Consider the following 14,987-nt stretch of genomic DNA (forward strand, 5'->3'; position numbering starts at 1 on the left):
TGTACGCGGCGGCGGAAAACGTCAGCGATATCAGAGAGAAAGGAGCATTCAACGTTCTGGCATCATCGCCGGTGATCGACCTGCAGCAAAGCGAGCCCCGACATTCCATGTCGCGAGCATCACAATTTGATGGAAGCTCGCCCGAATGTCGAAACCATCGGATCGTTGCGCTGCGCCGAGCGCAAGCGGCGAGATCTAGCCGCCCTGCGCGGCGGCCTTGATCCCGTCGATCACGAACTGCACGGCCAGCGCAGCCAGGATCACCCCAAGCAGGCGCGTCAGCACGATATTGCCGGTGACGCCCAGCAGCTTCGCGATCGGCGTCGCCGTCAGGAACACCAGGAGGCAGGAGAACACCACCAGCCCGCAGATCACCGCGAGCGTGGCCAGCAGCAGCGGATCGCCATGGGCGCGGCCGGCGAGCAGGATCATAGCGGTCAACGCCCCTGGCCCCGCCATCAGCGGAATCGCCAGCGGAAAGGCCGCGACATTGCGGATATGATCCTGCGTGATCGCGGTCTCCGCCGTCTGCTGCTTGCGCTCGGTCCGGCGCTCGAACACCATCTCGAAGGCGATCCAGAACAGCAGCAGCCCGCCCGCGATGCGGAAGGCCGGCAGCGAGACGCCGAGCGCCTTCAGCACGACATCGCCCGCAACGGCGAAGAAGGCCATGATGCAGAAGGCGATGATCGAGGCCCGGATCGCAACCTGCTTCCGCTCGCTCTCCGACATCCCACGCGTCAGCGACAGGAAGATCGGCGCAAGCCCCGGCGGGTCGAGCGTCACCAGCATGGTGACGAGCGCGGCAGTGGCGAATTCGACGAACATGGCGCCACATCAGCATGCCGCAAGCCCGCCGTCACGCACCAAGAAAGGCCGGAATATGGCGGCGTATCGCAACGCGCCTCGAAAACTTCAGTAAGTCACTGAATTCGCTGGCGGAATTTTTGCTTGGACAGAGTCCGCTTTCGCTGGCGTCTGCGGCCGGAATCGGATAGCCAGAAGGCTGAAAAACCAGCAGGAATCGGGACATTTCCCCTTGAGCGACGATACCGACGACAAGCGCGACGGAGCCCCGGACTTCGGCGGCGACATCAAGCCGATCGCGATCACCGACGAGATGAAGAAGAGCTATCTCGATTACGCCATGAGCGTGATCGTGAGCCGCGCTCTGCCCGATGTCCGCGACGGCCTGAAGCCGGTCCACCGCCGCATCCTGTTCTCGATGCACGAGAACAAGAACGTGCCCGAGCGGCCCTATACCAAATGCGCCCGCATCGTCGGCGACACGATGGGTAAATACCATCCGCACGGCAATCTCGCAGTCTATGACGCGCTGGTGCGCATGGCGCAGGACTTCTCGCTCCGCCTGCCGCTGATCGACGGCCAGGGCAATTTCGGCTCGATGGACGGCGACAGCGCCGCCGCCGATCGTTACACCGAGGCCCGCCTCGACAAGGCGGCGATGCCGCTGCTGGAAGACCTCGACCTCGACACGGTCGATTTCCAGCCGAACTACGACGGCAAGGAGCATGAGCCGACGGTCCTGCCGGCGCGCTATCCGAACCTCCTCGTCAACGGCGCCGGCGGCATCGCCGTCGGCATGGCCACCAACATCCCGCCGCATAATCTCGGCGAGGTCATCGACGCCTGCGTCGCCTTTATCGACGATCCCGAGATCTCGATCGACGACCTGATCGAGATCGTCCCCGGCCCGGATTTCCCGACCGGCGCCTCGATCATGGGCCGCAGCGGCATCCACTCGGCCTATCACACCGGCCGTGGCTCGATCGTGATGCGCTCGAAGACGCATATCGAGGAGATGCGCAAGGAGCGCGAGGCGATCGTCGTCACCGAGATTCCCTATCAGGTGAACAAGGCGACGATGGTCGAGAAGATCGCCGATCTCGTGCGCGAGAAGCGCATCGAGGGCATCTCGGACCTGCGCGACGAATCCAGCCGCGAGGGCGTTCGCGTCGTCATCGAGATCAAGCGCGACGCCGTCGCCGATGTCGTGCTGAATCAGCTCTACCGCTTCACCCCGCTGCAGACGTCCTTCGGCGCCAACATGGTGGCGCTGAACGGCGGCCGCCCGGAAGTCCTGAACCTCAAGGACTTCATCACCGCCTTCGTCGAGTTCCGCGAGCAGGTCGTCTCGCGGCGCACGCGCTACCTCCTGAACAAGGCCCGCGAGCGCGCCCATGTGCTCTGCGGCCTCGCCACGGCGGTTGCCAATATCGACGAGGTCATCCGCCTGATCCGCACGGCGCCGACGCCTGCCGCCGCGCATGAATCGCTGATGGCGCGCGACTGGCCGGCTGAGGATATCGCGCCGCTGATCGCGCTGGTCGACGATCCGCGCCACCCGATCAATCCGGACGGTACCTATCGGCTCTCGGACGCGCAGGCGAAGGCGATCCTCGAGCTGCGCCTGTCGCGCCTCACCGCTCTGGGTCGCGACGAGATCGGCGACGAGCTGGAGAAGCTCGCCAAGGAGATCGCGGATTATCTCGACATCCTGCGCTCGCGCGCCCGCATCCAGTCGATCGTCAAGGCCGAGCTCGCCGAGGTGAAGACTGCCTTCGCCACGCCGCGCCGCACCGAGATCCAGGACTGGGGCTCCGACCTCGACGACGAGGACCTGATCGCCCGCGAGGACATGGTCGTCACCGTCAGCCATGGCGGCTACATCAAGCGCGTGCCGCTCTCGACCTATCGGGCGCAGCGCCGCGGCGGCAAGGGCCGCTCCGGCATGGCGACCAAGGACGAGGATTTCGTCGCCCGCCTCTTCGTCGCCTCGACCCATACCCCGGTGCTGTTCTTCTCCTCGGAAGGCCAGGTCTACAAGGAGAAGGTCTGGCGCCTGCCGCTCTCGGCGCCGAACGCGCGCGGCAAGGCACTGGTCAACATGCTGCCGATCGAGGCCGGCGAGCGCATCACCACGATCATGCCGCTGCCGGAGGACGAGGCGAGCTGGGAAACGCTCGACGTGATGTTCGCTACCGCCTCGGGCGGGGTGCGCCGCAACAAGCTCTCCGACTTCGTCAACGTCAACCGCGCCGGCAAGATCGCGATGAAGCTCGACGAGGGCGACCACATCGTCGACGTGCAGATCTGCACCGAGAACGACGACGTGCTGCTGACGACGGCCGACGGCCAGTGCATCCGCTTCGCGGTGCCGGAGGTGCGCGTCTTCAAGGGCCGCGACTCGACCGGCGTGCGCGGCATCAACCTGGCCAAGGGCGACAAGGTCATCTCGCTCGCGATCCTGCGCCATCTCGACGCCACACCGGACGAGCGCGCCGCCTATCTCAAGCGCGCCGCAGCCAACCGCCGTGCGCTCAACGGCGAGGCCGACGAGGCGACGGAGGCCGTTCCGGCGGTCGAGGCCGATGCCGAGGAGAGCGCCTCGGGCGATATCGAGCTGGGGCAGGAGAAATACGCCGCCATGGGCGCGGCCGAGCAGTTCATCCTGACGATCTCGGAGAAGGGCTACGGCAAGCGCACCTCCTCCTTCGAGTACCGGGTCACCGGGCGCGGCGGCAAGGGCATCGTCGCCATGGTCGTCAACGACCGCAACGGCAAGCTCGTCGCCTCCTTCCCGGCAGTGGACTCGGACCAGCTCATGCTGGTGACCGATGGCGGCCAGCTCATCCGCGTGCCGGTCGATGCCGGCCCGAACAACCGTATCCGCATCGCCGGGCGCTCGACCCAGGGCGTCACGGTGTTCAACACCGACAAGGACGAGAAGGTCGTCTCGGTCGAGTGCATCAACGATGATGGCGAAGGCGGCGAGAACGGCGAGGCTGGCGACGAAGCTCAGGGCGCCGAGAGCACGGAGGGCTGATCCCTCAGCCTCTTGCGGCCATGGCTTCAGGCTATCTCTGAGGCCGTGGCGCTTGCGGTGTAGCGGGAGCGTCAGGTTCGCGACGGGACCTTGTCGTCATTCCGGGCTTGGCCTGGAATCCAGCGTGAAGCGCCGAGCCCTGCGATGGATTCCGGATCGGCGCCGCTTCGCGGCTTGTCCGGAATGACGCTGGGTTTCCGTCGCGCAACCTCACCCCGCCGTCGTTGTCAGCGCAGCGAAGCCATTATTGGGGACCGGGTGAAACGTCGTACTCAGCCCCTGGATTGTTTCGTCGCTGATGCTCCGCGCAATGACGACCGGCCTGGCAACCCTCGTTTGACAGAAGCCCCGCCCCGCGCTCCCATCCGCCCATGAAGGCTCGTTCCGTGCCAGTCCGCACCCCCGCGATCACGCCGGAGATCATGCTGCGCGCCTATGCCGCCGGCATCTTCCCGATGGCGGAGAGCGCCGACGATCCCGGGCTGTTCTGGGTCGAGCCGGAAATCCGCGGCATCATCCCGCTCGACCGCTTCCATCTCTCGGCGCGGCTTGCCCGGACAGTCCGCGCGGACCGTTTCGAGATCCGGGTCGACAGCGCCTTCGATGCCGTCATCGCGGCTTGCGCCGAGGCCAAGCCGGATCGCGCCGAGACCTGGATCAACGCGCGCATTCGCGAGATCTTCGGGGCGCTCTTCGCGCTCGGCCATGTCCACACGGTGGAGTGCTGGCGCGAAGGCCGCCTCGTCGGCGGGCTCTACGGGCTTTCGCTGGGCGGCGCCTTCTTCGGCGAGAGCATGTTCCACCGCGAGACCGACGCCTCGAAGGTGGCGCTGGTCCATCTTGTCGCCCGGCTGAAACGGGGCGGCTATCGCCTGCTCGACACGCAGTTCCAGACCGGCCATCTCGCGCAGTTCGGCACGATCGAAATCCCGCGCGACGATTATCGCCACCTGCTCGACGAGGCGCTGCGCCACCGGGGCGACTGGAACGCCTGGCCGGCATCGGCGCCGGTCAGCGGCCGGGAGGCTCTGGCTCAGCTCTGAAGCGCGGCCGCCGGCCGGCGGAATCAGGCGCCGCCGCTGGCCGCCGGATCACGGCCGGGCGCAGGATTGGTCGGGAAGAAGCGCTGGCTCGGCCGCTGCGGCTGCACCGGCACGCCACGCGGCGGCTCGACATCGATGCGCCCGCCAGGCGGCGGCGGAGGCTGCTGCCCGGGCGGAGGCAGGTTGGGGTCACGAGGCGGCGTCCGCGGCTTGCGCTGTTCTTCGGGCGGCGGCGGAGCCTCCGGCTCCTTGGGATCGACGACGAGCTCGGTTCCGCCTTTGCAATCGGTCAGCCAGGCATCGTAGATCGCATGCTCGACGCCGTGCAGGCCGGGGCTCGCCGCATACATCCAGCCGGTGAAGATGCGCCGGTACTCATTCTTGACCGTGACCTCGTCGACCTCGACGAAGGCGTCGGTCTGCGGCGCCTCGGTCGGCGGACGCGTCCAGCAGACGCGCGGCGTGAGCTGCAGCGCGCCGAACTGCACGGTCTCGTCGATCGCGACCTCGAAGGAGATGATGCGGCCGGTGATCTTGTCGAGCCCGGCGAAGACCGCGGTCGGATTGCGGATGCGATCGGCCTGGGCCGGCCCTGTAGCCGTCAGCGTCGCCATCGCGCTCGCGGCGAGGCCTGCCAGGATCGGGAAACGAAAGAACGACGGCATGCGTGCGCGAATCTCTTCGACGGCGCGGAAGGACCGCGATGGCGCGCAGTAACACGGCAAAGGCAGCGGAAAAAGGGCACCGCCCCCAAAACCTTGGGGTAGGCCGGCGGCGCCACCCTCCGAAAGCAAAAAGCCGCCCCAAAAGGAGCGGCCCGGTATGTCGCGGCGTGCCTCGGCGAACCTTGTCTCAGCGGCCCGGCGTCCAAGCCTCGTAGTCGCCGGTCGCGGCCGGGCGCTCGCCCTCGGCGAGGGTCGAGCCCTGCGGACGATAGGCCAGCGCGGTGCCGGTCCAGTTCTGCTGGTGCGGCTGCTGCCACTCGCGCGGCTGGTAGCTTTCCTCGGAGGGCGCGACGTCGACCGTGTGGTGCAGCCAGCCGTTCCAGCCCGGCGGCACCTTGGAGGCCTCGGCGTCGCCCTTGTAGATCACCCAGCGGCGCTGGAAGCCGAGCGCCTTGTCCTTCACCCCACCCGCGGTGCGGTAATAGACATTGCCGAACTCGTCCTCGCCCACCCGCTCGCCGAAGCGCCAGGTATGGAAGCGGGTGCCGATCGTCTGGCCATTCCACCAGGTGAAGATCTGCAGCAGCCAGTCCTTCATTGTCCTCAGTCCGTGCGCGCAGTGCAAAACAATCGCGCGACTTATGGCTCCCGCACCGCCTACTGTCCAGTCCGCGATAAGCCGACCGCGCCGAAACCGCGCGGTTTCTCACCCGGATCGCAGCGCATCAGGCTCATGATGGCCGGGACATCGCGATCAGCGGCTCGGAGCCGGCGGGTCTCCAGGACTGGATCACGCTGCAGCCGGCATGGCCCAGGCAACCCAACGTCGCTTTAAGCCGATCGCTCAATCTCGGCGCGCAGCGAGTCGCTCGCCACGATTCGGCCGCGATTCGGGACCGGCGTCGAAGCCTGCATTCTCACGGAAACGGCCCGAGATCAGCCACTTCCGGGCGGCTTTGAAAGCGCTGCACGCGGCTGGCCTTCGGCGCATCGGCTTCACCACTCGTCAACCATGAATAGCGGGGATTTTAGGGACTGCGCTTCCTCCCACACTGTGGCAATCTTGCCGACGCGCATCCGATTCCCCGGCGATTTCCGGGGCTTAGCGACGGCCTTGCAACTTATCCCCATAACCCACATATCCCTACCAGATGTCGTGTCCACAGGGATCGCGGGGCACTATTCCTTGACGACCGACTGGGATCTGCACTAGATTTTGACCATCGCATGACGGCCGGCGGCACCCCCTCTGGATGACTGCGAAACCCTAGTTTTCCAGTGTGTTCCGGGCCTGCCGCCGCATCCGCCATCACCAGCGGAAGCGAACGGATTTGCGCGGGCATTTTGGGCGCGTCCGGGACCATCGGCGGGGCTACACCGCCGGGACCCACAGGGCATCGAACCGAGTTTGGGCTGACATCAGGAGCCGGTGATCAACCGGCCGCGCGTGGCTTGCGAAGCAGGCCCGCGGCAGATCAAGGGACGAAGATCATGCGCATCGAGCGCCGCTACACCACCGCCGGACAGTCGCCCTATTCCGCGATTCCGTTCCGATCGGCCGTCAGCGAGATCAAGAACCCGGACGGCTCCGTCGTCTTCCGGCTGGAAGGCATCGAGGTCCCCGAGACCTGGTCGCAAGTGGCGAGCGACGTGCTCGCGCAGAAATATTTCCGCAAGGCCGGCGTGCCAGCGCGCCTGAAGAAGTTCGAGGAGAACGACGTTCCCTCCTTCCTCTGGCGCTCGGTCGCCGACGAGGCGGCTCTCGCCGAATTGCCCGAGGGCGAGCGCTACGGCTCCGAAATCTCCTCCAAGCAGGTCTTCGACCGCCTCGCGGGCTGCTGGACCTATTGGGGCTGGAAGGGCGGCTATTTCTCCTCCGAGGAGGATGCCGCGGCCTTCCATGACGAGCTGCGCTTCATGCTCGCGACCCAGCGCGTCGCGCCGAACTCGCCGCAATGGTTCAACACCGGCCTGCACTGGGCCTATGGCATCGACGGCCCCAGCCAAGGCCATTTCTACGTCGACTTCAAGACCGGCAAGCTGGTGAAGTCGAAGTCGAGCTACGAGCATCCGCAGCCGCATGCCTGCTTCATCCAGGGCGTGCAGGACGATCTCGTCAACGAGGGCGGCATCATGGACCTCTGGGTCCGTGAGGCCCGCCTGTTCAAGTATGGCTCAGGCACCGGCTCGAACTTCTCGATGCTGCGCGGCGAAGGCGAGAAGCTCGCCGGCGGCGGCAAGTCCTCGGGCCTGATGTCCTTCCTCAAAATCGGCGACCGCGCCGCCGGCGCCATCAAATCGGGCGGCACCACCCGCCGCGCCGCGAAGATGGTCGTGGTCGATGCCGACCATCCCGATATCGAGGCCTATATCGACTGGAAGGTGAAGGAGGAGCAGAAGGTCGCCGCCCTCGTCACCGGCTCCAAGACCGTCAAGAAGCATATGAAGGCCGTGCTCAAGGCCTGCGTGAACTGCGAGGGTGATGGCGACAGCTGCTTCGATCCCGAGCAGAACCCGGCGCTGAAGCGCGAGATCAAGCTCGCCCGCAAGGCGCTGGTGCCGGACAACTACATCAAGCGCGTCATCCAGTTCGCCAAGCAGGGCTACAAGGATATCTCCTTCGACACCTATGACACCGACTGGGATTCCGACGCCTATCTCACCGTCTCCGGCCAGAACTCGAACAACTCGGTCTCGCTGACCGACGACTTCCTCCGCGCCGTCGAGAACGACAATGACTGGAATCTGACCGCCCGGACCACCGGCAAGGTCCACAAGACGCTGAAGGCCCGCGACCTCTGGGAGAAGATCGGCTACGCCGCCTGGGCCTCGGCCGATCCCGGCCTGCACTTCAACTCGACGATGAACGACTGGCACACCTGCCCGGCTTCCGGCCGGATCCGGGCGTCCAACCCGTGCTCCGAGTACATGTTCCTCGACGACACCGCCTGCAATCTGGCCTCGGCCAACCTGCTGCAGTTCTACGACACGGAAACCAAGGCCTTCGACGTCGCGGCCTATGAGCATCTCTGCCGGCTCTGGACCGTCGTGCTCGAGATCTCGGTGACGATGGCGCAGTTCCCGAGCCGCGAGATCGCCGAGCTCTCCTACGAATACCGCACGCTCGGCCTCGGCTACGCCAATATCGGCGGCCTGCTGATGACCATGGGCCTCGGCTACGACTCCGACGAGGGTCGTGCGCTGGCCGGTGCGCTCACCGCGATCATGACCGGCGTCGCCTATGCGACCTCGGCCGAGATGGCCGGCGAGCTCGGCCCCTTCCCCGGCTACAAGAAGAACGCCAGCCACATGCTGCGCGTCATCCGCAACCACCGCACGGCGGCCCATGGCCTCGCAGACGGTTATGAAGGCCTGAGCGTCACCCCGGTCCCGCTCGACCACGCCACCCTCGCCCGCCTCGGCGGCTCGGCCGTCACCATGGCGGAGCGCTCCCGCATCGTCTGGGACGAGGCGCTCGAGCAAGGCAAGCGCTACGGCTATCGCAACGCCCAGGCCACCGTGATCGCGCCGACCGGCACGATCGGCCTCGTCATGGATTGCGACACCACCGGCATCGAGCCCGATTTCGCGCTGGTGAAGTTCAAGAAGCTCGCCGGCGGCGGCTATTTCAAGATCATCAACCGCGCCGTGCCGGACGCGCTGCGGGCGCTCGGCTACCGCGAGGCCGATATCGCCGAGATCGAGGCCTATGCCGTCGGCCACGGCTCGATGAAGCAGGCGCCGGGCGTCAACCCCTCGACGCTGCGCAGCAAGGGCTTCACCGACGAGAAGATCGAGGCGATCGAGAAGGGGCTGAAGAGCGCCTTCGACATCAAGTTCGTCTTCAACAAGTGGACGCTGGGCGAGGATTTCCTCACCGGTACGCTCAAGGTCCCGGCCGAGAAGCTGAACGACATGTCGTTCGAGCTCCTGCCCTTCCTCGGCTTCAGCAAGGCCGAGATCGAGGCCGCCAACGTCCATGTCTGCGGCGCGATGACCCTGGAAGGCGCCCCGCACCTGAAGACCGAGCATTACAACGTCTTCGATTGCGCCAATCCCTGCGGCCGCATCGGCAAGCGCTATCTCTCGGTCGAGAGCCATATCCGCATGATGGCGGCGGCGCAGCCCTTCATCTCGGGCGCCATCTCCAAGACCATCAACATGCCGAACGACGCCACGGTCGAGGACTGCAAGAGCGCCTATATGCTCTCCTGGAAGCTGGCGCTGAAGGCGAACGCCCTCTACCGCGACGGCTCCAAGCTCTCGCAGCCGCTGAACTCGGCGCTGATCTCGGATGAGGACGAGGACGCCGACGACGCCGTCGAGACGCTGGTCGCGGCGCCGATGGCGGCGCGCGCCACCCAGATCTCGGAGAAGATCGTCGAACGCATCGTCGAGCGCATCGAGCGCAAGCGCGAGCGCGAGAAGATGCCGGATCGCCGCACCGGCTACATCCAGAAGGCCACGGTCGGCGGCCACAAGGTCTATGTCCATACCGGCGAGTATTCGGACGGGCGCCTCGGCGAGATCTTCATCGACATGCACAAGGAGGGTGCGGCCTTCCGGGCGATGATGAACAACTTCGCCATCGCGGTCTCGCTCGGCCTGCAATACGGCGTGCCGCTGGAGGAGTATGTCGAGGCCTTCACCTTCACCCGGTTCGAGCCCTCGGGCTTCGTCGCCGGCAACCAGTCGATCAAGAACGCGACCTCGATCCTCGACTACGTCTTCCGCGAGCTCGCGATCTCCTATCTCGGCCGCAACGACCTCGCCCATGTCGACCCCAGCGAGATCGGCCATGACGTGATGGGCAGCGGCGTCGGCCAGGACAAGGCGCCGGATGCGACCCCGGTCACCTCGACCCCCCTCGCCTCCACCGGCTTCCGCCGCGGCAAGCCGATCAACCTGCTCGCCATCCAGGGCGGCGGCCAGGGAAGCCACGCTGCGAACGACGCGGTCGCCCGCTCGGTCGCTTCCGCGACCGGCCTCGCCACCGCCGGCGCCACCGCGCTGAAGGAAGAGCCCGAGGCTTATGGCGAAGCGGAAATGGCCAAGCTCGGCTTCGCGGCGCCCGCCGCCCAGCCGACCCAATCGGAGCGCCGGGCCGAGGCGATCATGAAGGGCTATGTCGGCGACTCGTGCGGCGAATGCGGAAACTTCACGCTGGTCCGCAACGGCACCTGCCTGAAGTGCAACACGTGCGGGAGCACGACTGGGTGCTCGTAAGGGGCATCTACGACCTGAAGGCAGACCCAAAGTTCTGTTTTGAGCAGCCAAAGTTTTGTTCCAGCGCACGCTTTGGTTGTGTGAGTGGAACCAAAGTTTGCCTTATTGACGCACCAGAGCACCGCAATTGACACATCAGCCTGCCGCACCTCGCGGCAGGCTTTTTTCTGGCCGTCGGTGGTGAGGGTTCGGCGAGGCTTGCGACGATGCAGGTGTTCTCGCGACGGTGCTTGGAGCCGTTGATCGAGGCCTGCGGGTCGTGCTGGTGACGGACGCCTTGTAAAGCTCATCTGACGCAACGCACGACGCGCTGATGGAGCTGTATGTGAACTGACGCCGCGAGTATCGCAAGGCGAAACCAGCAGACATCAACTCTGCGGCCGTATCAGCCGTAAGCGTTCCAATTCTTCCACAATTATCGGGCCAAGATGCAACGCGCCTATGTCCGGTATGCCCGCAAGCCAGTTCCGCGCTGCGTCCGGGGTCAGGCGACTGTCCGGAAACTCCGACTGGAGCGCGGCAGCCGCAATCCGAGACAAGCCCAATTCCATGAACGACCAGCCGGACTTGGTCGAGATGCCCAACTCCAGCGCCAACGGGAAGTCGTAGATGTTGCCGACCATCTGATCTTGATCGGCTTCGCGCAGGACCATCGCGAGAATATCGACATAAGCCTTACCGAGCTGGACAAAGCGAAACCGAACCTGATCCTCGATTAGATCGAACTCTCGTCGAATGACATCGTCGACGACAATCTTGCCCGGATCCCTCACTCTGCTGCGGGGGTTCTGCTCCCGCTTGATCCTGTTGGCCTCGCGCCTCTTGTCATTGCGCCTTTCCTGACGCCTGACCGCTTTCGCCAACAACACCGGATATGGCAGCCCCCGCATCCAATCGAGTGCCACGCCCGAAACCAGACGAGCGAAGTTCTCGCTGCCTTGATTTACCTCCCTGTCAATCCTCGCGAAGATAGACGAGTACGACGTCGAAGCCGTCCCTTCCAGCGGATTGACAGGCATTAGCGAAAGCGCGTCGCCAGTCGTGGCCTTCTCCAGCATATCGTCATAGAGTCGGCGGAGCCCGAAGGGGTCCACGGTCCAGTTCGTTGCGAGTAGGCTCGCGGGTAACGCAACACGCTTGCTGGCTGCGATGCTCAGTCCACTTAGGGTGTCCCGTAGGCCTGCACCGAGACTGCCAAGAGTGCGGTCGATATATTCTCGAACATTGTCCTTAGCGGCTCTTGCGATCAGAAGGCCGGCAGCCGCCCTCACACGCGTGGCATCGTCGTCATTGGGCACCTCGCGCGGCATTGCCCCCCCGAGCGCCGCAACGAGGCGGTCAGGCACATCGGATGCCGTTCGAAAGAAGGCAGATTCCACCTCGTAGCCGACAAAGGCGTCGAGGGGCTTCTCCGGCCAATCCGCATAGTCAACGAGGAACACGTTGCCCACGATATCCTTGGACATTCGTCCCGCTCGTCCGGCGAAGTTCCACAGTGCGGCGGGATCAAGAGGCTTCCCAGTTCCCCTAGTAGGCGTGTCGATGAAGACGTTCTTGGCAGGAAGATTTATGCCCTCAAAGAGCGTGGTGGTGCAGGCAAGGAACTTGACGTGGCCGTCCCTGAACGCCCCCTCCACGGTCTCGCGCAGGAGCGTCGGCATCTTTCCATAGTGGAACGCCACACCCTTCCGGATCATTCCCGCGAGGGTATAGTCGGCATGGATATGCTGTTTCACGAAATCTGCGATGTCGACCAAGGCCGGGTTCGGGTCGTCCACCCTTCCGTGCGTTAGTTGCCTGGCGACCTTCTCCGCGTCGGTCGGGCCAGTAGCGTAGACGAGCGAGCCGCCCTCCAATCCGAGCTCCAACGCTGCGGCCGCAAGACGGCTCTCTGGTACGTCGAACCCACGCTCGCTCTTCAGATTGCCCAGAGGACGCGGTCCTTCCGGAGTTAGCAAATCTAGAATGAGCAAATTCGAAGCTTCGGCCTTCCTGACCTGGATCCTGTTTTGGATGACGGACGGAAGCTCAGAGCGCGCCACGTTCATATCGGATACACCGATCGTAGGCCCAATTGCCTCGAAGCCCCTTGCGCCGGGTGCCAGCAAGATAAGGCGAGTGGCGGCATGCCTGCGAACCGCCTGCTCGATAGCGTCCTGAAGAATCATACCACGAGACCCGTCGGACAGATTCTGCGCCTCATCCACGACGATGAGGTCGAACGTGATGGAGGACACCGCGAGGAGGACTTGCAGGCGCTCTTGCGTGAGTACGAAGACCTGTCTGGCTGGCGCGGAGGCGTCGACCGTCGGCACCGTAGAGACCCTGACTGCTTGCCCTTCGCCTAGGCGTTTCTGAATCTTGGCGCTGACCTCGGATAGCAACGCACGGGTCGGAGCGACATAGACGGCACAAAACGAATCGGCCTTCTCGATCCGTCGGCACAGATGCTCGATGACCAGAAACGACTTGCCAGCGGAGGTTGGCGCCGACACGGCAATCGCTTGGGCCCCGGGCAGTTCGTCCCACGTGTCCTTCTGGAAGTCCGTCAGCGGCAACCAATCGGATCCGACCCGGACGCTGTTCATCTCACGGGAAAGCGTTCGTCGAAGTGCGTCAAGGAACGACGATCCGGTTTCGGGCCCGGGCCGGGCGACGCGATCCAGCGCCGGGAAGTTGCCGAGATCTGTGAGGATTCGGCGCCCACGTTCGTAGGCGCCATCGTTATCGGCGGCGACGATTAGAGCATTCAAGGCTATGGACTGGGCCATTCGTCGATAGCCGAGATGTTCCGTCTGCACGAACACCCCGGCACAGTAGAGGAGCTTGTGCAGCTCCTCGTCAGAGGGGGGCTCCGACGCCCGCTCGAGCCCGGCGGCAATCGACTGCACGGCTCCGGAGCGCTCCAAGCGCCCAAGGATGTCTGAGAACTCTTGGTGGCCTGCCATGCGGATCGAGAGGTCCAATGCGAAGCTCATGCTCAGTCCTCGCTCCCGGTCTCGTCGTCACCGATATCGATGTCATCACCGTCCAGTGGCAGATCCCGCTCCGTCACACCCATTGCCCCGTAAAATGCCTTGCGGAGAGCCCGCACGTCGGGAACCGCCACGAAGAGGACAATGGCCTTCGCCGGATCCGCGCTATGCTTCAATAGCTGCTTTCTCGCGACCATACGGAGGGCGCCGTGGTCGGCGGAGTACCGTTCGGCGAAATCGCGCTCGTGAATATCCGCGGATTGGTCATCTCGTATAGGCAGGCGCTGGCCGAAGTGGCCCGGCTCCGAATAGCAGATGACCCCAACGAATCTTTCCCGCCGAGAGAGTTTGGGGTGGCCGATGATGTCGAAGTGATCGAGGGCAAGTTGCCTTGCCTCTCCTTCAAGCGCGTCTAGGTTACCGAGATCGGCAACGATCTCATACTCCCGAAGATATTGACGGCGGTCTGACAGAAACTCGGCAGCGGATTCCGCATAGGAAGCGACACCGCGACGCCCGTCTCCGGAAAGCTTCGATTCTAGGAAATAAACGGTCAGCGAGCCGTTCTCGTAGAGAGCGTGGATGCCATCCAGACCGTGGATGGGCATGTTGGCGGCCGTCTTGAGTGACATCTTGCTCGCCACCTGCGCAGCTTTCAGATGCTCCTGCACCAGGCTGTAGGCCAACACCTCGCCAAGCTCGCTGGCGCGGCTCGGATGCCGGGCATTGAAGTCTATGAAAAGGCTTTTCACCGCCGCGTGATAGTTCGCGACCGCAGTCATATCGCCCGCCTCGATTTCGTGGCGGAACTTCTCCTGCTTTCGCCTCGGGAGGGCGTAGAACATGCATTCTCGCCACAGGAATTCAGCGAGGTCGACGACCATCGGCTTGTCCTCGGCGAATCGGACGTGCATCAAGCCAGTGCGCGGCCCTTCCCACTCCTCATCGTAGACAGCGCGAACACAGCAATTCACGACACTGTCGATCTTGGATGGGTTTAGAAGCGTCGCAAGGGCGCGGGCGAACGCCTCACCGTCCATTATTTCGCCGTCGTGACCATCAGCGCTTCCGTCCGACATCCTTGGCTCACAAAAAGGAGCTCGGACGGCGGAACGCGCGCGTATCAGGGCGAAGCCATCTGAGAGGTTGGGGTGAGAGCATGGACCAAGCTGCGTGGACGAATTCGAATAGAGCTTACAGTCACTGGATTCGCAACCTGGGAGCGAGTCGC

General features: G+C 64.5%; 8 protein-coding genes and 1 pseudogene. 4 read left to right on the top strand and 5 right to left on the bottom strand.

The features are described from left to right. Positions 1 to 195: 195 nt before the first annotated feature. Entirely contained in the window at positions 196 to 828 is a 633-nt protein-coding gene (locus tag JHD80_RS00850; protein WP_199084474.1) for a MarC family protein, read from the bottom strand. 211 nt (positions 829 to 1,039) lie between these two features. Here JHD80_RS00850 and gyrA point away from each other — a divergent pair, with 211 nt between their 5' ends. Together gyrA and aat are read left to right on the top strand one after the other, a co-directional pair. Next, complete coding sequence (gene gyrA / locus JHD80_RS00855) at positions 1,040 to 3,847, top strand: DNA gyrase subunit A (RefSeq protein ID WP_282568344.1); 2,808 nt, start codon at positions 1,040 to 1,042, stop codon at positions 3,845 to 3,847. 422 nt (positions 3,848 to 4,269) lie between these two features. Continuing rightward, the gene (aat, locus tag JHD80_RS00860; protein ID WP_248311324.1) at positions 4,270 to 4,890 is read left to right on the top strand and encodes a leucyl/phenylalanyl-tRNA--protein transferase; all 621 of its coding nucleotides are present in this window, start codon (positions 4,270 to 4,272) and stop codon (positions 4,888 to 4,890) included. A gap of 23 nt (positions 4,891 to 4,913) precedes the next feature. On the opposite strand, the gene JHD80_RS00865 is transcribed toward aat, so the two are convergent. Together JHD80_RS00865 and JHD80_RS00870 are read right to left on the bottom strand one after the other, a co-directional pair. Beyond that, complete coding sequence (locus JHD80_RS00865) at positions 4,914 to 5,555, bottom strand: DUF2155 domain-containing protein (RefSeq protein ID WP_199084476.1); 642 nt, start codon at positions 5,553 to 5,555, stop codon at positions 4,914 to 4,916. A gap of 187 nt (positions 5,556 to 5,742) precedes the next feature. Further along, positions 5,743 to 6,153 carry an NADH:ubiquinone oxidoreductase subunit NDUFA12 gene (locus JHD80_RS00870; protein ID WP_199084477.1) on the bottom strand — a complete coding sequence of 137 codons (411 nt, stop codon included), beginning with the start codon at positions 6,151 to 6,153 and terminating at the stop codon, positions 5,743 to 5,745. Between the two features lie 893 nt (positions 6,154 to 7,046). On the opposite strand from JHD80_RS00870, the gene JHD80_RS00875 reads away from it, so the two are divergent. Further along, the gene (locus JHD80_RS00875) at positions 7,047 to 10,781 is read left to right on the top strand and encodes a vitamin B12-dependent ribonucleotide reductase (protein ID WP_199084478.1); all 3,735 of its coding nucleotides are present in this window, start codon (positions 7,047 to 7,049) and stop codon (positions 10,779 to 10,781) included. Positions 10,782 to 10,986: 205 nt separating this feature from the next. Then, positions 10,987 to 11,061 (top strand): annotated as a pseudogene (locus JHD80_RS28535) (cysteine hydrolase); the annotation flags it as partial. An 88-nt stretch (positions 11,062 to 11,149) separates the two neighbouring features. Here the strand turns inward: JHD80_RS28535 and JHD80_RS00880 are convergent. Both JHD80_RS00880 and JHD80_RS00885 read right to left on the bottom strand, forming a co-directional pair. Next, the gene (locus tag JHD80_RS00880; RefSeq protein ID WP_199084479.1) at positions 11,150 to 13,759 is read right to left on the bottom strand and encodes a DEAD/DEAH box helicase; all 2,610 of its coding nucleotides are present in this window, start codon (positions 13,757 to 13,759) and stop codon (positions 11,150 to 11,152) included. A 2-nt stretch (positions 13,760 to 13,761) separates the two neighbouring features. Next, positions 13,762 to 14,835 carry a HamA C-terminal domain-containing protein gene (locus JHD80_RS00885; protein ID WP_199084480.1) on the bottom strand — a complete coding sequence of 358 codons (1,074 nt, stop codon included), beginning with the start codon at positions 14,833 to 14,835 and terminating at the stop codon, positions 13,762 to 13,764. Positions 14,836 to 14,987: the final 152 nt, after the last annotated feature.

This window comes from Allobosea sp. ASV33 (assembly GCF_016428755.1).
GTDB lineage: Bacteria > Pseudomonadota > Alphaproteobacteria > Rhizobiales > Beijerinckiaceae > Allobosea.

What these genes read in the sequence shown, in the direction of transcription:
- JHD80_RS00870 (WP_199084477.1), bottom strand. Translation starts at nt 6,153, where the DNA reads ATGAAGGACTGGCTGCTGCAGATCTTCACCTGGTGGAATGGCCAGACG.
- JHD80_RS00865 (WP_199084476.1), bottom strand. Translation starts at nt 5,555, where the DNA reads ATGCCGTCGTTCTTTCGTTTCCCGATCCTGGCAGGCCTCGCCGCGAGC.
- JHD80_RS00875 (WP_199084478.1), top strand. Translation starts at nt 7,047, where the DNA reads ATGCGCATCGAGCGCCGCTACACCACCGCCGGACAGTCGCCCTATTCC.
- JHD80_RS00850 (WP_199084474.1), bottom strand. Translation starts at nt 828, where the DNA reads ATGTTCGTCGAATTCGCCACTGCCGCGCTCGTCACCATGCTGGTGACG.
- JHD80_RS00880 (WP_199084479.1), bottom strand. Translation starts at nt 13,759, where the DNA reads ATGAGCTTCGCATTGGACCTCTCGATCCGCATGGCAGGCCACCAAGAG.
- JHD80_RS00885 (WP_199084480.1), bottom strand. Translation starts at nt 14,835, where the DNA reads ATGTCGGACGGAAGCGCTGATGGTCACGACGGCGAAATAATGGACGGT.
- aat (WP_248311324.1), top strand. Translation starts at nt 4,270, where the DNA reads ATGCTGCGCGCCTATGCCGCCGGCATCTTCCCGATGGCGGAGAGCGCC.